General features: G+C 54.4%; 13 protein-coding genes. 3 read left to right on the forward strand and 10 right to left on the reverse strand.

All coding sequences use genetic code 11. From position 1 onward, the window contains the following. Positions 1 to 54: 54 nt before the first annotated feature. The 8 genes from IDH44_RS02540 to IDH44_RS02575 form a co-directional block, all read right to left on the reverse strand. Positions 55 to 936, reverse strand: coding sequence for a carbohydrate ABC transporter permease (locus tag IDH44_RS02540; RefSeq protein WP_190914368.1), 882 nt, complete (start codon positions 934 to 936; stop codon positions 55 to 57). Positions 937 to 949: 13 nt separating this feature from the next. Beyond that, entirely contained in the window at positions 950 to 1,894 is a 945-nt protein-coding gene (locus IDH44_RS02545; protein ID WP_190914370.1) for an ABC transporter permease, read from the reverse strand. A 77-nt stretch (positions 1,895 to 1,971) separates the two neighbouring features. Beyond that, positions 1,972 to 3,705: an extracellular solute-binding protein gene (locus tag IDH44_RS02550; protein WP_190914372.1), complete on the reverse strand. Its 1,734-nt coding sequence runs from the start codon at positions 3,703 to 3,705 to the stop codon at positions 1,972 to 1,974. A 223-nt stretch (positions 3,706 to 3,928) separates the two neighbouring features. Continuing rightward, entirely contained in the window at positions 3,929 to 6,271 is a 2,343-nt protein-coding gene (locus tag IDH44_RS02555) for a glucosidase family protein (RefSeq protein ID WP_190914374.1), read from the reverse strand. A 203-nt stretch (positions 6,272 to 6,474) separates the two neighbouring features. After that, positions 6,475 to 7,953, reverse strand: a complete 1,479-nt coding sequence (locus IDH44_RS02560; RefSeq protein WP_190914376.1) for a sulfatase-like hydrolase/transferase — start codon at positions 7,951 to 7,953, stop codon at positions 6,475 to 6,477. Continuing rightward, positions 7,931 to 10,303 (reverse strand): family 78 glycoside hydrolase catalytic domain, encoded by a 2,373-nt coding sequence (locus IDH44_RS02565; RefSeq protein WP_190914378.1) that lies wholly within the window; start codon positions 10,301 to 10,303, stop codon positions 7,931 to 7,933. The genes IDH44_RS02560 and IDH44_RS02565 overlap by 23 nt, the downstream gene beginning before the upstream one ends. After that, complete coding sequence (locus IDH44_RS02570; RefSeq protein WP_190914380.1) at positions 10,300 to 11,190, reverse strand: AraC family transcriptional regulator; 891 nt, start codon at positions 11,188 to 11,190, stop codon at positions 10,300 to 10,302. The genes IDH44_RS02565 and IDH44_RS02570 overlap by 4 nt, the downstream gene beginning before the upstream one ends. Positions 11,191 to 11,307: 117 nt before the next feature. Beyond that, positions 11,308 to 12,663 carry a sulfatase-like hydrolase/transferase gene (locus tag IDH44_RS02575; RefSeq protein WP_190914382.1) on the reverse strand — a complete coding sequence of 452 codons (1,356 nt, stop codon included), beginning with the start codon at positions 12,661 to 12,663 and terminating at the stop codon, positions 11,308 to 11,310. A 121-nt stretch (positions 12,664 to 12,784) separates the two neighbouring features. Between IDH44_RS02575 and IDH44_RS02580 the strand changes: the two genes are divergently transcribed. Beyond that, positions 12,785 to 13,678: an AraC family transcriptional regulator gene (locus IDH44_RS02580; protein ID WP_190914384.1), complete on the forward strand. Its 894-nt coding sequence runs from the start codon at positions 12,785 to 12,787 to the stop codon at positions 13,676 to 13,678. A gap of 265 nt (positions 13,679 to 13,943) precedes the next feature. On the opposite strand, the gene IDH44_RS02585 is transcribed toward IDH44_RS02580, so the two are convergent. Then, a complete protein-coding gene (locus IDH44_RS02585) occupies positions 13,944 to 14,180 on the reverse strand; it encodes a DUF4277 domain-containing protein (RefSeq protein WP_190914386.1) in 237 nt (78 codons plus the stop codon). A 184-nt stretch (positions 14,181 to 14,364) separates the two neighbouring features. Here IDH44_RS02585 and IDH44_RS02590 point away from each other — a divergent pair, with 184 nt between their 5' ends. Then, a complete protein-coding gene (locus tag IDH44_RS02590) occupies positions 14,365 to 14,946 on the forward strand; it encodes a TetR/AcrR family transcriptional regulator (RefSeq protein WP_223869304.1) in 582 nt (193 codons plus the stop codon). Continuing rightward, positions 14,943 to 15,554 carry a GNAT family N-acetyltransferase gene (locus IDH44_RS02595; protein WP_190914390.1) on the forward strand — a complete coding sequence of 204 codons (612 nt, stop codon included), beginning with the start codon at positions 14,943 to 14,945 and terminating at the stop codon, positions 15,552 to 15,554. Before IDH44_RS02590 ends, IDH44_RS02595 begins: the two co-directional genes overlap by 4 nt. Positions 15,555 to 15,842: 288 nt before the next feature. Here the strand turns inward: IDH44_RS02595 and glmS are convergent, their stop codons facing one another. Next, positions 15,843 to 17,675: a glutamine--fructose-6-phosphate transaminase (isomerizing) gene (glmS, locus tag IDH44_RS02600; protein WP_190914392.1), complete on the reverse strand. Its 1,833-nt coding sequence runs from the start codon at positions 17,673 to 17,675 to the stop codon at positions 15,843 to 15,845. Between the last annotated feature and the right edge of the window lie 257 nt (positions 17,676 to 17,932).

Consider the following 17,932-nt stretch of genomic DNA (forward strand, 5'->3'; position numbering starts at 1 on the left):
CAGTATCCCTCCATTATAGAAGCCGCCTTCCGAGGTGTATAGATGCTCTTCTGCCTACTCCTTGACGCTTCCAAGCACAATGCCTTTGACAAAATATTTTTGCAGGAACGGATACAGCAAAAGAATGGGCAGCGCGGCCAGGAAAATTTGCGCAGCCTTCAACGTTCTTTGATTGATCTTCGCGATCGCTTCATAGTCTGTGCTGGACAGCAAATCCGAATTCGGCATAACCACCATATTCTGCAAGTAGCTGGACAGCGGGTAATGCGCCGGGCTGTTCATGTACAATATGCCGTGGAACCACTCGTTCCAGTGACCCACGGATATAAATAATGTAATCGTTGCAAGCGCGGGCTTCGACAGCGGCAAATATACGTGCCACAATGTTCTGAGGTGACTCGCTCCGTCAATATACGCCGCTTCCTCCAGCTCCTTGGGCAGCGTTCTGAAGAAGTTGAGCAGCAGCACGACGTTGAACACCGGCACGGCTCCCGGCAGCACCAGCGCCCAGATGGAATCGATCAATCCGGTCATGTTGACAATCATATACGTCGGGATCAATCCCCCGCCGAACAACATCGTTAGCACGAACGCCCAGACGTAGAAATTTCTCCATTTGAAAGCATGTGACTCTTTCGCAAGCGGATAGGCGATCAGGATGGTCATCAGCAAATTCATGCTTACTCCGAGCAGCATGCGCTGCGCGGTGATCGTAAAGCTGTTCAGAAACTCGGGCTTCGTAAGTGCGAAACGATAGGCGTTAAGTGTGAAATCCACCGGCAGCAGCTTGACCATATTGCCTTCCGCCGCTGTCGAGGAACTGAACGAGATCGCCAGCACATGTACCATGGGCATGATGCATAGCACGGCCAGCCCGCCCAGAAACAAATAATTGGCGATGAGGAAGCTTCTTCGGCTCCAACTGATGTCATTCATGTTCCAGCCTCCCCTAAAAAATTCGGTACCTTAAATATTTGTACGCCAGCGCGTAGGACACCGTAATCAAAACGAATGAAACCAAGGATTTGAATAAGCCTACAGCGGCGCCAACGCTGAACTGGGCATCCACAAGGCCGATTCGATAAACAAGTGTATCGATAATATCGCCGCTCTTGTAGACCATAGGGCTGTACAAATTGAATATTTGATCGAAGCCTGCGTTAAGCACATTGCCCAGACTTAACGTAGCGGTCAACGCAATAATCGGCATCATGCCCGGCAGCGTAATGTGCAAAGTCTGCTTCCAACGGTTAGCTCCGTCCACAACGGCCGCTTCGTATAAATTCGGATTAATGCCCGTTATCGCAGCCAGAAATATAATGGTACCCCAGCCGAAGTCCTTCCACAGGTCGGTCATGACGATCGTGTACGGGAACCAGTTGTTGTCTCCAAGGAAGTAGATGGGCTCGAGTCCCAGAGATTGAATAATTTGATTGACAATGCCGTAATTAATCGACAGAATATCCGTCAGAATACCAGCCAGAATTACCCAGGACAAAAAATGCGGCAAATAAATCAACGTTTGAACCGTTCTTTTAAAATACGTCTTGCCCACTTCATTAAGCAGAATTGCGATAAAAATGGGCACAACCTGTCCCGCCACGATCTTCATCGTAGCGATAAAAAACGTATTATACAGCGCGGACTTGAAATCCGGCAGCTTGAAGATATATTCGAAGTGCTCCCAGCCGACCCACTCCGAACGAAAAAAACCTTTCGCCGGGGAATATTCCTGAAAGGCCATGACGATGCCTACCGTAGGCAAATAATGATACACCAGCACGATCAGCAGGCCCGGCAAAACCATCAAGTGCAACGGATAATCCGCTCTCCACCGTGAACGCTTCTTCGCACCGACGGCTTCCGTTTGTTTTTTTTCGACTGCGATATCCATGATGTTCCTCCTCAAACCAATTCAAGCACGAGAGGGGAGGGCGGCCTTGCCCCCCCCCTTGTCGCAAGCGTCACCGACTATTGCTTAATAGTCGCGTACCAATCATTGACTTCCTTCGATATTTCATCCCCGCCAAGCGCCTTCCAATCCGACACAAACTTGTCGAATTCCTCGATCGGAGCCCCCAGTACGATGCTTGTGAATACTTCTTCCTTCTTCTTGTCAAGCGTCGATTGTTTCTTGGACATCGTCTCCGTTGTCGGTCCCCAATATTCGTCGTTAATCTTGCGATTCTCTCTTACGTACATCTCTTGCACGGAATATGTGCCTCCCTCTCCAAGCAACGCCCAGTCCTGCCATGCGTTCGGATCGGTTTTGTCCGTCTCCCACTTCTTCAGACGCTCGTAGCTTGCGAGATTGTCGCCAACCCCGAGCTGTGAAGGATCTCCCGATTTGACGGCGTCGTTAATCAACTTCATATTCTCGAAGACAGCCTCATGATTCTGCAGTCGGATTGGCGCGTATTTGAATACCTCGATAACACTCTTGCCTCCGTTGCCGTCATCAATACTGGACTTCATATATTTGTTGAAATTCTCTTCAGTGACGTTAAGGCTGATGTCCGCAAACAGATTGGCGAGCTTGATCGCCGCCTCCGGATTCGGATAGCCCTTCTTGACGACAAAGTAGTTCTGTCCATTCGGCTTCACGGGAAGCAGCGCCGGCTTGTCATCGATGGATACAACACCGTACGAACGCCAGTCCGCCTTGTCATTCGCCCATGAATCCTTAAGCGGCAGTGCCGGCGACCATTGGGGTCCGTAGAACATGCCGATACGTCCCGCCACAACATCCTGATTCACCTTGGAGCTGTCTTTGACCCCGAATTCCTTGTCGATCTGTCCTCCCTTGTACATTTCCTGCAGCTGCAGCAACACGTCTCTCATCTCGGGAAGAATCGTGGATTGCGTCAGACCGCCCTTGCCGTCCTGAATCCAGGTATCCAGATAAGCATGGAAGCCGCTAGCCAGCCCCTCGATGCCAAACGGCACCTTGTTCTTCGAGAAATCCTTCTGCAATCCGATTCCATACGTATCTTTCTTGCCGTTGCCATCCGGATCCTGAGTGGCGAACGCTTCCGAGATTGCGAATACATCCTGCAGTGTCTTCGGTTCGTCCAGGCCCAGCTTATCCAGCCAGTCCTTCCGGATGAACAGCATCGTATTCGGAACGGTGCTGGCCGGTTCCGGGATCGCATACAACTTGCCGTCACGCTTCGCTGTATTTAGCGCAATTCCCCCGTCCAGATTCATTAATTCCTTTAACCGGGGCGAAGCATACTTCTCGTAGGCCTCGGTCAGGTCGGCCAGAGAGTCTGCATCGGCTAGCTGGGAAACTTGCGGCCCCCAGACCTGCATCAGATCCGGAATGTCGCCCGAAGCGATCGTCACGTTCATCTTCTGCGGGTACTGCTGCTGATTGGCGGTCCAGGCATACTTCAAATCAATGCCCAGCCGATCAAGAAACAGCTTGTTCCAATCGTTGTTGTCAATGGATTCGCCGGGCTTGAATTTAAAGGTGGTATCCACCAGCCTGGCCATCTTGAGCTGAACCGGCGAATCATACTTCCCGAACGGATCCGCCTCTGCCGGACTTTCGCTTTCTTCCGCCGCAGCCTCTGTTGGCGAAGGCTGCGGCGCCTCCGTTGCGTTCGGCTTGACATTTGCTGAGGAGCAGCCCGTGATTACCGCCGCTGACAATGATAATGCAAGTACGGCGCTTGCCCATTTTTGAATCGTCATGTTACTCATAACAACCTCCCTGAATGATGTTCATTATTTCTTTTCTCTTGCACCTTTATTATAAAAAATCGCCTTCAGGCAGACTACGGGAATGTGGTGACATTGGTTGACTTATCGGAACCAATTTTCAAGCCTGCAATATATCACTATGAGATAACGTCTATCGAGTAGGCGGTAAAAGAAAAAAAGCTCCAGCAGGAGCTTTACCCGTAAATCAACCCGGTATATCAACCTACGGAAGAAGACGCAAAATCACACGATAGATGGCCGGACCGGACAAGGAGAGGCAAGCATATACGGAATGTTCGATTCGCTCTGTCGTATGCGGAGCTTCGACGCCGTTCACACGCGCATCGGCAATGCCCAAGCAGCCTTCCGGAAGAAGACAACGCAGTTCTATGCCCTCTCCGCCCGATGTGACCTCCAGTTCCATCTCGCGGCTCGATCTGCGATAACGATATCGGTACGATACGTACCCGGATGAAGCCGGATAGCGCGCCGATACGGCTATATCGGTTACATCGGCGCACGACCAGCGTGGCGACAGCCGTACCTGTCGAAAAGCTCCCGACAGATCCTTCACCCCGGCCAATCCCTCAATTAAAGCGCAAGCGACGGAAGCCGAGCCCCATACATCCGGTATCCCGTAGCTGATCGGACTCTTGGGCAAGACTTCTTCCACATTGGACAAGGTTATTCCGTACAGATGCCATTCGTTCGACATGCCGGAATGCTCCAGCACAATGCTGCGGACAACTTTGTCCGGATATGGATTTGCCATGGAATACACGGCCACGCCAATGCGTTCGCACGCCGGAGAACATCCTTGCCAGGCGATTCGCAAGCGGGATTGCCTGTATCTTCCGAATCGCTCGCCTCTCTCCGACTGGAACCAGCGGACGATCTCTGAGCCCTCGGATACATATTGAACATGCCTCGTGCCATCCTCATACTCCAGATGAATATGCCCTACCGGACTTTTGCCGCTCATCGTGTGAAGGAAGTTGATCGAAGCGCAGGCTTGATCTGCCGGAATGACGATCGATGGCTTCGATCCGGGTACAAGCGATACACTGCCGTCTACACGGAACGGTATGTCGCCATAGCGGATCTCGCCGCTCAACGGCCCCCTCCACTCCCAAGGGTCGCTGCTGGCCAACTCCGAGGCATGTACAACGTCGTGTTCGCTCAGGAAATCCCCATTAATGCAGGGAACAAGATTCAGCATGGTGAAGTCAGCCTTGGCCGCCGGCTCAACCGCCCCCAGGTATGAGGCGTGCAGATAGCCGTCCGTCCGCTCGGACAGCTCGTCTATTCGCTTCAATATATCAAGCGCGTAAGCCTCGCTGCCGTGCTCGAATGCGCCTTGAGCAAGCTCGCCCGCCACAATCGGAACAACGCTGCCGTTCATGTATTCCCATTTCTTGCTGCAGTTGTCATTGAAATTGTCGAACGGCGGATAAATCGTGTACCATTCTCCAGGCGAGCCCGCAGGCAGATTCTCCCGAATACTGCGATAGGATGTAAGAATAGCCTTGCACATATCGTGAGAAATTCCTCTGTTCAGCGCATAGGCATTGGACAATGAAATCTGTTCGTCTTCATCGACGCCGAAGTCCCGATTGACCTCCGGATGCTCCGGCACATGGTGCTTGTAGTGCGTGCCCCTCCACGCGAGCCGGTTCAGCCGTTCCTGAATTGCCACCGACAACTCGGAGTAACGCGCCGCCTCTTCCTCGCGAGCCGCCTGCTTCAGCATCTCTGCAAGATAACGAAGCGATTGGGCGAAGCCCGTATTGTCGCCGTGCATGACGCCGAATTCGGTGCGGTCGGGATCGATGAGCATGATATGACCCGAATTCGGGACGTCGTAACGACTTTGGAAATCCCATGTATCGATCGTGTATCCCCGTTTGATCAACCCGAACTTGCTCGACCATCGAACGGGACTGTTTAGCACGTAATCGACAGCTCGCATCATACTGTCGAGCATCGACACCATCCACGCGTCGTCTCCTGTCGCGCGCCAAGTTTGATAGACGCCTTCAATATACAGATATTCGACATCCGCTTCGACGGGGATTCTCCGGAATTCGTACTGCAGATCGTCGGACTCCTTCAAGTATCCGATGCCCTTAAACAATTGGGTAAAGTACCCCAAATCCTTGCCTCGTCGAATGTAATTATCATAGATCATGCCGTCTTCCCGCTGGGAATCCCTGAACAGCTCCATTGCGCTCTTGACATCGCCTATAAAATATTTCATGCCCTTCAACGCGTGAGTATGATCTCTGACCCAGCATACGAGAAATCGATATACCTTGCCGTTATAGCTGGCAAAATTGAGCCCGTATTCGCCGCCCATGGCGTAATGCAGCTTGTTCAGCAGTCTCTGGAAGCCTATGTGGCCGTCGATGCGAGTCTCGCAGTCCACCGTAAATTCCAACCTGCCCCTTTGCTCGCCGCTCACATCAAACAGTTCCACCCGCTGTCTGCCAAGCGCGCCGCCAATCTGAAAACTCAGCCCCGGGGCGACGTTCATCTCATGATACTTTCGCCCCTCGCCGTCCGACACTACTATCTTCCCATTCCGGAGCCCGCATTCCAATTTCAAGGTCTCCAGCGGCAAAAAACCGCCTGCGCCTGTCTGTATAATCCGAAGCAATAGCAATCCACCTCCATCTAATCAGGATTATCCATTCACTGCTCATATAGCTGCAACTATCGAATGCGACGCATGCACCATATGCGGATGCGGCGAGCCGCCGTATTCAAGCTTCACACCGTAAATCGGGCAAGATGCGGCTCCTCGGGATCCGTTCGCAGGCACCATTCAATCATCAGCTGCATCAGTTCGGGCAATACCTCGGCAAGCGCGGGATCTCCCCATCGGTTATTCATCTCCTGTGGATCCGCTTCCATATCGTACAATTCATTGCCTCCGCGCAGGCGAATGATGAGTTTATACTTGTCGGTTCGCACCATCTTGGCGCGCGCCATGGCGTCGGGACAGCTTGCATAAGTGATCGATTTGGCATCCCTTCTTGCCGGTTGATCCGCACCGAACGACATCTGGCTTCCCATCTCCGCCTCGGCGCGCAGCAGCAAAGCATCCTCGTGTCCGCCATCGGCGAACACCGCCCGCTTCATGCCGCCTCCGTGTATAGCAGGAAGCAGTGATTCTCCATGCATGCCGGGCAGAGGCTCGAAGCCCAGCAGCTCACACAATGTCGGCGCAATATCCGTAGTATCGCCCAGGCCTCCTATTCGCTTTCCTTCCGGCAAGCCCGGTCCTCTCATCAGGAACGGCACGTGCATAAGACAGTCCTGGAAGCATGTATCCCATTTCTCGACAAGTCCGTATTGTCCGGCGTAATCTCCATGATCGGACCAGAACAGAACCAGCGTGTTCCGATCCAGTCCCTGCTCCTCAAGCTCCGCCAGGATGCTCCCTACCAACGTATCTACCTTCGTAATCATACCGTAATAAACGCTTTGAATTTCTCGCACCGCCCGCTCATTGTCGGATTCGCCTGTCCTGTACTTGCGCTGCGCGATCATCGGCAACGTTGCGCCTTTCGGAAGCGTATGCGGCCAAGCCGCAATTCCCTCCCGATCGTACATGGAGTAATACGGCTCCTCCACTCCGTATACAGGGTGCGGCGCTTCAATATTAACCTGAAGGAAGAAGGGCTTCGATCGATCCCGATAGTCGCGCAGATAACGAATGGCCTGCTCGGCTTTAACCTCGTCGTCGGCGAATCGAGTATTGCAGCCGATATAATCCCATCCATCCTCAAGTTCCAGCGGTATAGCCCCATTCGGGTTCGGTTCATGAACTCGAATGCGAGGGACCCCCTCCATAAGCTGGCCCAGCTCTCCCGAATAGGACCGATAATCGACGTCCCGCTCGTATACTTGCGTATCCCAGCAATGATTTTTGCCTAAGACGGCCGTCTCGTACCCCTGCTCGCGGAATCGCTCCAGCAGCGTGGTCTGTTCGGCAGGCAAATGCTGATACGCTACCGTACGCCACGCGCCGGTATGGCAATACCGTCCTGTCATCATACTGGCCCGTGCCGGCATGCACTTCGGGAATACCGTCATGAATTGCTCGAACACCACCGATTGACCGGCCAGACGGTCCAGGTTGGGCGTCTTGATATCCGGATTGCCCATAAATCCCGCACAATCGCCGCGCATTTCATCCGCACATATAATCAGAACATTCCGATTACTGAATGCTTTGTTGCCCACGAGCGTCTCCTCCTTTTTCACTTGAAACGACCTTGACCAATGGCGGAGCCATTACCTCGGACATGCCCGCTTTGCGGCTTACGCGCAGCAATCCTTGCGGAAGCGGAATGACGATATCATAATCGAAGGCTCCTGCAAACGGCTTGACTCCAACCTTCCCGCAGCCCGGCTCCAGAATTTCGAAGCCGGCCAAGCCGTACAGCAGAAATTCCGCCGGATAGGCCGACCATGCATGAGACTGGGTTCGCATAATCGGCGTGAACCCTCCATTTCTCCTGCTGCCGTTCGACTCCCATTCCTCGTACGTAGATGTAGCTCCCTTGAGCGCCATCCGCTTGCCCCATCTGTCCTTGACCAGGGCGACGGCCTGTTCTCTCATGCCTGCGCTCATTAACGCCCGCAACGTAATCATGGTATGGAACGGCTGCGATTCTGTATGGATCAGAGAGTCCTCTCCCCACAGTCGGTCGAAGATTCGTTGAGCTCTCGCGCGGCTGCATAATCCCCAGTAAATCGCCGACGTATTCGCTTGCTCACTGATGCGCGGCGACTGCTTCCCTTCGAAGGAAGCATCCGTGTAACACTCCCTCTCCGGACAGAACAGGACAGCGTCGAAGCCGTTCTTCAGCTTGCTCCTGGCCATTCGAAGACGCTCTCTCGTGTAAGCGTCTCCTTTAATCTCCGCCATCGCCTCTACCGCTCCAGCTACGCCGTAGAATAATGCATTCAGCGGCGTACTTACCCCCTTCCTGTCCAGATGAGCCCAATCAATAAAGACAGCATACGGCATATGTTCGATCAGCCCTTGATGGTTGACATATCCCAGGAAGGCATCCACCACCTTCAGCACATGCGGGTAATAACGGTGAATCCACTGCTCTTCTCCTGTATAGCGATAATGCTGCCAGAGTCCCCATACCCACCACAGCGAATAATCGGGATGCAGGCTGTCATTCGCAAGCGAATTGGTTACACTCGGCAGCAACCCGTCCGGCAGTTGGTTCGCAGCAGACTGCCGCAAAAATTTCCCCGGCAAAAGCACATCGCCGAAGCAGGCATAGATCCCTCCGAGCGTTACCGCCGAGACATCGCCCACGAATTGAGCCTGCTCCCTCCAGGGCGTATCCATGATGGAATCGTTCGAGCACAAGTCCAACGTATCTTTGCAAATGCGAAACACTTGATTCAGAAGTTGATCGGAGCTATGGAAGGACCCGCGCTCCTCGTACGGGTAGCGGCAGCGCGCAGCTTGCAGACGATGCAGCATCAGCGGCTCCGTGCCGGAGCGCAGCATCAGCTTGATGTACCGGAAGCTCTTCCAATGATACGACCGGAACTTCTGTCTGCCTGCCCTCGCCTCATAGCGATCCGCATACATTCCTTCCACCGCGTTGTTGAACCGACCATTCAACAGACGTTCCGCATAGCCGATATCGATGACCGCTCCCGCCGCGGCAGTCAAGTCCAGTTCGAGATACGCATTGATGCTCCGTCCAAAATCCAGGACAATACACGGGTTGTAGATGCCGTCCAGTTCCCGGCTCAGATGGCCGACGCTGCAACGCAGCTCCGTGTCCCCGCCTTCCGCCCCGAGCAAGCCCTCCGCACGGTGTATCATCGTAAACTGCAAGGGTTGCCCTGCCATTGACAATCCAATTGAGAGATCCTCGCTCCGCATTCGATTCATTAGCTCAATCGATTCTTCCATATAAGCGATGGCCCGGGCATATTCCCGCGTCTCGATCAGCTTTGGAATGTCCCGCTCAATCAGCCTGGTCCACGGCGCAACCGCCGGCGGAGAATCCGAGACCGGACCGCTCCATATTCGGGGGCGGGCCCAACCATCGTCCCGGAAACCCGACTCCTTCCAGCCGACGGGCTCTCTGGTCGAAGAATAATGCTCTTGGAATGGAGAATACATGCTCATACGGAAAAACTGCGTATCCGAACGCCACGCATCAGCCTTAACGGTTCGCCAACTGTCGTCGGTCGACATGAGAACCGCACCGTCCGCATCGGTCAGTTCAGCAAGCAAGCCGCTTGGCCCGGGAATTGAACCAAGCCGGTACACTTCCAGCGCAATACAGTTGATCCCTTCTTCTATCGAAGGCGTTACATCAATAACGTCATAATACTGATAATGATTGACGCACATCGCCGGTCCGCTCCCTGTCGGCTGTCCATTGATATGCAAGCGATAGCGGGTATCCGCCGTGATATACAACCGATAGGAGGGAGAAAGGTTCTTCAGTTCGATTTCCTTGCGGAAATAATAATATACATTGCTCCCGTTGCCGCTCTCGTCTTGAGCGGGAGCCCATATCCACTTGCCTTTCCAATATCTGCTCAAGTCCGACTCCCCGCCTTTCTATACGCACTCGGCGTGCTGCCTGTGTAGCGCTTGAACATCCGGTTAAAGAAGCTGCTGTCCTCAAATCCTAATTGCTGAGAGATGTCCGCGATCGATCCCTCCCCGGAACGAAGGAGCTTCCGCCCCAGTTCGACCCGATATTCGTTTCGATAGTCTATGAACGTTGTTCCCGTCGTTTTTTTGAACAAGCTGCTGAATTTGCCCTTGCTCATCCCGCATAGCTGACTCATCTGCTCGACCGAGAAGTTCTCGGCGTAGTGTCTCCGGATGAAATGGCAGATATATTGCATGGCATCGTCATCCTGCGAGCTCTGCGGATCCGCTCCGTCCAGATGTCGTTCGTAGCACCTGCTAAGATATACAAAGAAATCAATCATCATGGCCTTGATCTTGATCTGGTAGCCCATCCGCTTCTCATTCAGCTCCCGGATGAATGATTCGAGGTACTCTTCGAGCTCTACGCATTCGCCCGGATGCAAATACAAATGAGGCTGAAAAGGCGTAGCTTCCCTTAGAAACGGCTCCAGATAAAAGAAATCGACGAATGGCGTCACCTTGGACATTTCCTTCAATTCCGAAGCAAGCAACCCCGTCAGGAACAAGACGTTGCACACCTTCAATGGTTTCCTGCCGGATACTTCATAATAGTGCACCGCCCCTTCGGCAATGACGAACACATCCCCTTGGGATACCCGATAGCTTCTTCCATTGTAGTGGTGAACCGCCTCACCCGATGCAACGTAGACCAGCTCGATAAATTCATGCGAATGAATTCGACTGGATGATCCTGCCGGATGAGTATGCCAAACACAAAAAAACGGAAATTCGGAACTATTCAGGAATACATCGTTTTTGAACTGTGTCATAATGCGCTCCGATCCGCATAAACTGGTTTCTTCCATTATGACATGGCGGCAGGAGAAATTTCACGGATGATTGTTCAAATAAATCAGCACTATCGTACATCGGCAAGCCGGGCATGGTTACTTCACTCTCAGCTCTTCGACTGATACGCGTCGTTGCCCGGATGGCTTCGGGTCTGCGGCTTCGATGTCCGGCAACGGTTCGCCGGCTGCCGCCATTCTGACGAGCAGCCGTTCCTTTAATTCATCCGCAATGCTTCTGTAAGCCTCCATGCCCGCCAGGTTCGTCAGCTCGTAAGGGTCCGCATGCAGGTCGTACAGAAGCTCCTCCCGATATCGTTCCGAGCCGCTGTCCCTCCAGCCGTCCTTATCTGCCGCCGACACGGAGTACTTCCACCGTTCTGTCCGGATGGCCCGCCCCACCTGTGATTCGCTGATCTGAAGGAATACCTCCGAGGGCCAATCTGTCTCTTCCCTGTTCACCAAGGGCATAACCGACCTACCCTGCATATCCGTCGGCACCGGGATGCCTGCCGCATCCAGCAATGTCGGCGGCAGATCCAGCAGGCTGACAAGCTGGCTCACTTGTCCGCCCTGCATGAATCCCGGGCCATACGCAGCAGTGGGAATACGGATCGAGCCGTCATGCGCCGAGCGTTTGTATTCGCCGTTGCGCGTCTTGAAGTGATTGCCATGATCCGAAGTGAAGAGGATAATCGTATTCTCGAGCATATTCAGGCTCTTAAGCGCATCCATCAGTCTGCCGAGAGCCTCGTCCAGCCTTCTGACCATGCCGTAGTATCCCGGCAAATGCTGAGGCGAGGTGCCGCCCAGTTTCTTCAGATCGGGAGGCGTCCAGCCGTCTATATATCTGCTTTCGTACCCGTCCGGCGCCGGATAGTTGTCTGTATGGTTCTGATGATGAGGCTCCAGGTAGGACAGGAATAAAAAGAAAGGGTTGGCCTGATGGCCGGCGATATATCGTATTGCCGCGTCCGTCTGGGCATCGACGCGGTATCCCGGCAGCTTGACGGGCATGCCGCCCTCGTCGTACAAGACGGTATCATAGGCGTCCGATGAAAATTCCAGCACGTTGGAGGCCAGCCAATAGTCGTATCCGCCTCTCTCCGCCGCCGGCACAGGTTCATGACCGCTCAGATGCCACTTGCCGATATAACCGGTATGATAGCCATGATCCTTAAAGTGGTGCGCCAGCGTCTTGGCATCCTGCGGCAACGGGATGCCATTGCGGTAACAGCCAGTCGTCGTGGCGTATTGTCCCGTCTGCAGGCAAGATCTGGCCGGACCGCAGACCGGCTGGCAAGTGAACGTATGGTACAGATGCGTCCCCTCTCTGGCCATTCGGTCAAAATTTGGCGTCAATCCCAGCGGATTGCCGTGCGCGCCCGTCGTATCCCATCTTTGTTGATCGGTAAAAAAGACAATAACGTTCGGTTGTTTGTTCTGAACGGTCATACATTCCACTCCTTCGCGTCGTCGTGATAGTCCCATTATAGGACGCGCAGGCGGATTTTCTTAGCGAGCAAACAGAGGTATACTATAACAAAACGGAGATTGAATGATAGGAGGATGTCCGATGGTTATGCGGCCGGGAATTAACGAAATCATGGCAGAGCATATGCAATGCGGCTTTTATTTCGCTTTTGAATGGGATAGAGGGCCAGATTGGAATTTCCACCAATATCCAATTCCGGCCATGACCATCTGGTATATCCTTGATGGTCAACGGATGCTGCATATCGGACAAGAAGAATACGAGCTTCTGCCGGGCGACCTGCTTGTGCTTCCGAGCCAGGCCGTCGTCACGACCCGGCACGCGAAGGCTTTATCCGAGCCTTTCCGCTACCTTTCCCTGGGTCTGTTTTTCACGATCGGGGCAATCGAATGGCCCGAATGGTACGGCATTCCGGTCCGGATGAAGCTTTCCCGCGATGCCCGTCTTACCGAGTGGCTGGAATCGTGGCGACACCTCGCCCGCCGGTTCTCCGCGAGTTCCGCGGAATCTGCCGCCAGTGGCGAAGCTTTCGTCGGAACCGTCTCGGCCGCAACGGAGTATTTGGAACGGGACGCCCGATTCCGGCAATGGCTGGCCGCTCTGAACAGGCTGGTCCAGCCTCATATGGCTCAGCCGCAGCCCAGGCCGAATCAACGTTTATCCCGCATTTGCAACTATATTCGGCTGCATTATGCCGGACCGCTTACCGCAAAGGAGCTTGCGTCGCGCGCTTGCATAAGCGAGGGGCATTTGCGTGCCGTCTTTCGCGAATCGCTCCGGATGTCTCCTTACCAGTACGTCATCCATGTGCGATTGTCCAAAGCCAAGCAGTTGCTTTTGACGACCGATCGAACGCTTCAGGAAATCTCCTCCTCCGTCGGATTCGACGACCTCAGCCATTTCATCAGCTTGTTCAGAAGGAAAATCGGCGTAACGCCCGCACATTACCGCAAGCGCTCGCATTGGAGCGTCTGACAGTCTTCTATCGAGGCCAACCTGTTGGAGAGGAGACTATGATCTTGGCGAGCTCAAATGCCTCGGCGCAATTTCAGTCCTTGATCAGTTTGCGATCTTCCAGAATCCAGTTCCGCATGAATTAATTTTCCAAATATGAATGATTACACAATATAGAAATTGCAATTATTCAAGGGGCTTTCGCCGCTTTAGGCCAGCGCCTGCAGCGGTATCCGTATAAATCGAACTATTATGCCCGGCCAAACGCAGAATGCGCTTGACCTGGTCATCGACATGCGCAGACAGGCCCCGTACGGTCTTGCCGCCCATCGAGACATGGATGACCTGAGCAGAGGATGTTAATGACCATGGCTTTGATGTGCGTGCCAGGCGAAACCTTGCAGTAGGCCGGATCCCACGTGAGCGAACGGTTGATTTGGTCTTCTAATCCGATTTCATCGCACAGCGCGGCGATTAATTGACTCGGCCCCGCCGAAATCGATACCATATCTTCAAATTGCATGTGACAGTCAGTGGCAGTCCCCGTTTTCGAAGCGTTTCTTGACTATTTCGGGTAAACGAGAGAAATCCTCTGTTTTTAATTTTAATTTTCCATTTTATTTATGCGGAAAACAGATTATAATGAATAATGTTTCATTCATTAAAGGGGGATCAGTTTGCCACGCACACCTGAACAATACGAGGCGATGCGCCTTGCAACCCGCACCAAAATCCAGACCGCGGCAATGCGGTTGTTCGTTCGCCAAGGCTACGGCTCGACCAATGTGCAGCATATTGCCGATCAGGCTGGCATCAGCACCGGTCTGCTATACCGCCATTACAAAACAAAGGAGCAGCTATTCGAGGAGCTGGTGCAGTTTGCCATGGCCGGCATGGAGACGCTGATCGACAGATTTCATACGAGCGGGGAGCCGGCCGAGGAACTGGCACGATTTGCGAATGAGGTCTATCTCGATCTGTCCACCGGCGATGACTTGGAACACCTTTTACTGTTGATGACACAATCCTTCTTTTCCACGGAGACGAACAGTCGGAAATCGGCGCTCAAGCAGCTCCATACCGATCTATTGCAAGCCACTTCCGCGCTCATCGTTCGAGGGCAGCGGCAAGGCAAGCTCCGAGAAGGCAACGCCTATGAGATGGCGCAATACTTTTTTTCCGCTATTCAGGGACTGGCGACAATGAAGGTGATTCTGGAAGAGAAATTTTCAATGCCGTCGAGATCGCTTTTGACGCTAGTATTTGATCAGGAAGGTGGTTCACTATGAAGCACGCAGGCGCATTTGAGGTGGTCCGGGCAGACCGGGCGGGTATGGAAGTCAGAAGTCAGATCGCGGAAATTTTTGCCGACGGCTTCTCGCAGTGGCTTACGTATTTCTCAAAAGACCGGGATGTCATCGCAAAGGCCTTCGCCCATATGTTTGTGCTGGATCAATTTTATGTAGCGCTTGCCGGCGATCGGGTGGCGGCCTTCGGGGCATGCACGGACTGTCGGAGCTTCGCCCTGGCCCTTCAGCGCGCGCCGCTCCGCCGGCATCTGGGCTGGTTCAAGGGCACGATGGCTGCAATTGTTTTGAAGAAGGAGTTCCAAAAGCCGTTTGCCGACCCGCCCGCCGAAACGGGCTCGGTCGAGTTCATCGGCACTGCTTTATCCTTCCGCGGCCAAGGCGCGGCGTCGGCAGTGATTCGACATATGCTGGATCATCTGCCGTACCGCACCTATCTTATTGAAGAGGTCGCCGATACCAATATCCCGGCTATCCGCTTGTACGAGAAGCTGGGGTTCACCGAGTACAAACGCAATTCCCTATCCCCCAGGCAGGCCCGCATGTCCGGGATCCATCACATGGTCTCGCTGCGCTTGGAGAAGGCCTGAGCTACGTCCAATTGGAATGCAGATCCGGGATGACAGCGGACCGGGTCTCCCACGTTATACCCTAAGTTCCTGCCCCAATTATAACGAGGTTGGAGGCGGGAACTTAGGTATAATGTTTTTTAGCATTTTAAAAGGGAGCCACGAATCAATCCCTCTGGCTCCCTTCTAGATGCTGAAAATCATTTATCTTGCATTTCGGTTCACGACATCTTTTGCTGGTTCATGACATCTTTTACTGGTTCACGACTTTTTTATACTGGGACAAGCATACCGATTTACCCTGAGAACCTACTCCACCGTCACACTCTTCGCCAAATTCCGCGGCTTATCGACATCATGCCCCAGCGCCAGCGACGCATAGTACGCCACGAGCTGCAGCGGTACAACAGACAGGGCCGGGGTGAGAATCGGCAGCGTGTTCGGGATCGCGAACTGCTCGTCGACCGACTTGGCGACCTCCTGCAGGTTGCTCTCGTTGGTCACCGCCAGCACATGGGCGCCACGCGCCTTCATCTCCTTGATGTTGCTGAGCGTCTTCTCCGCCAGCTCCTCCTGCGTCACGAGCGCGATCGCCGGTGTGCCCTCCTCAATCAACGCCAGCGTGCCGTGCTTGAGCTCGCCGGCCGGATAGGCCTCGGAGTGGATGTAAGAAATTTCCTTGAGCTTGAGCGAGCCCTCCTGCGCCACAGCGAAGTCCAGGCCGCGTCCGATGAAAAACAGGCTGTTGTGCCGCGCCAGCTTCTCGGCGATCGCCTTGAGCGCATCGGCCTGCGCCAGCAGCGACTCGACCTGCTCTGGGAGTGCCAGCAGGGCGCTCGCCACCTCGGCGATCGCCGCCTCGTCGCGCGTGCCCAGCTCCTGAGCCAGGTACAGGCCGACGAGGTAGAAGGCAATCAGCTGCGACGAGTACGCCTTCGTCGAGGCGACGGCGATCTCCGGCCCGGCCCAGGTCGTCAGTACGGCATCCGCCTCGCGCGCCACCGAGCTACCGACGACATTGGTGATCGCCAGCACGCGCGCCCCGCAGCGCCGCGCCTCGCGCAGAGCAGCCAGCGTGTCGGCCGTCTCGCCGGACTGGCTGACGACGATGACGAGCGTATCCGGCGTGATGATCGGATTGCGGTAGCGGTACTCGGACGCGACATCGGTCTCCACCGGGATGCGCGCGAGCTGCTCGATCACCGACTTACCGACGAGTCCTGCGTGATACGCCGTACCGCAAGCGACGATATGAATGCGGCGAATTTCTTTCACTTGCTCCTGCGTCATACCCAGCTCGGAGAGCTGGATCGAGCGCCCGTCCTCGGCGATCCGGCCCATCATCGTGTCGCGGTATGCCTTGGGCTGCTCGTAGATTTCCTTCAGCATGAAGTGATCGTAGCCGGCTTTTTCCGCCGTGATCAGATCCCAGTCGACATGGAATATTTCCTTGGAAATAACGTCGCCGCCGATCGTCAGCAGTTCGACAGCATCCCGTGTCAGAACGGCCATCTCGCCGTCGTCGAGGATGTACACGTCGCGCGTATGCTCGAGAATCGCCGGGATGTCCGAGCCGATATAGTTCTCACCTTGGCCGATGCCGATGACGAGCGGACTGGCGTATCGGACGGCGACGAGCCGGTCCGGCTCGTATTCGGTCAATACGCCGAGCGCGAACGCGCCGCGCATGCGGCCGACCGCGCGCTGCACCGCCGCTACGATATCGCCGTCGTATTCCGACGCGATCAGATGCGAGATGACCTCCGTGTCCGTCTCCGATACGAACCGGTGACCGGCGATCGCCAGCTCCTCGCGCAGCTCCAGATAATTTTCGATGATGCCGTTGTGCACGACGGAGAATTTCGATGAATTGTCCGTATGCGGATGTGAATTAAGGTCTGAAGGCTTGCCGTGCGTCGCCCAGCGCGTATGCCCGATGCCGACCGAGCCATGCAGCGGCTCGTCGCTCAGCTTCTCCTCGAGCACGGCCAGACGGCCCTTCGACTTGCGCACCTCGAGTCCGTCCGCCGTATAGACGGCGATCCCGGCCGAGTCGTAGCCACGGTATTCCAATTTTTTCAAGCCTTCGATCAAGATCGCCTTCGAGTCGCGTCCGCCAATGTATCCTACAATTCCACACATGATTGAACAAGCCTCCGTTTTCGGTTGGGATTTTTGGGATCCCCGCTTCCACGGATGCCTGCCGCCCTCATGCGGCGTTGGCTGTCTATGCTAGTGTCCCTTCGTGAATCGGGCGCCGGAGCGTCAACTTGCCTGGCCGCGTTGATCGGAGCGGCAGCATGGATTCACGGGATACGGGAATATGGCCATGCCTTTTCAGCACGTATAATATGAATCGCCTATACGGCTAAGCGCATTTACCATTAAGCCCGTTTAAG

The sequence above is a fragment of the Paenibacillus sabuli genome, assembly GCF_014705605.1.
Lineage (GTDB): Bacteria > Bacillota > Bacilli > Paenibacillales > Paenibacillaceae > Paenibacillus_D > Paenibacillus_D sabuli.

What these genes read in the sequence shown, in the direction of transcription:
- IDH44_RS02575 (WP_190914382.1), bottom strand. Translation starts at nt 12,663, where the DNA reads ATGACCGTTCAGAACAAACAACCGAACGTTATTGTCTTTTTTACCGAT.
- IDH44_RS02550 (WP_190914372.1), bottom strand. Translation starts at nt 3,705, where the DNA reads ATGAGTAACATGACGATTCAAAAATGGGCAAGCGCCGTACTTGCATTA.
- IDH44_RS02545 (WP_190914370.1), bottom strand. Translation starts at nt 1,894, where the DNA reads ATGGATATCGCAGTCGAAAAAAAACAAACGGAAGCCGTCGGTGCGAAG.
- glmS (WP_190914392.1), bottom strand. Translation starts at nt 17,675, where the DNA reads ATGTGTGGAATTGTAGGATACATTGGCGGACGCGACTCGAAGGCGATC.
- IDH44_RS02540 (WP_190914368.1), bottom strand. Translation starts at nt 936, where the DNA reads ATGAATGACATCAGTTGGAGCCGAAGAAGCTTCCTCATCGCCAATTAT.
- IDH44_RS02580 (WP_190914384.1), top strand. Translation starts at nt 12,785, where the DNA reads ATGGTTATGCGGCCGGGAATTAACGAAATCATGGCAGAGCATATGCAA.
- IDH44_RS02570 (WP_190914380.1), bottom strand. Translation starts at nt 11,190, where the DNA reads ATGACACAGTTCAAAAACGATGTATTCCTGAATAGTTCCGAATTTCCG.
- IDH44_RS02595 (WP_190914390.1), top strand. Translation starts at nt 14,943, where the DNA reads ATGAAGCACGCAGGCGCATTTGAGGTGGTCCGGGCAGACCGGGCGGGT.
- IDH44_RS02585 (WP_190914386.1), bottom strand. Translation starts at nt 14,180, where the DNA reads ATGCAATTTGAAGATATGGTATCGATTTCGGCGGGGCCGAGTCAATTA.
- IDH44_RS02590 (WP_223869304.1), top strand. Translation starts at nt 14,365, where the DNA reads ATGCGCCTTGCAACCCGCACCAAAATCCAGACCGCGGCAATGCGGTTG.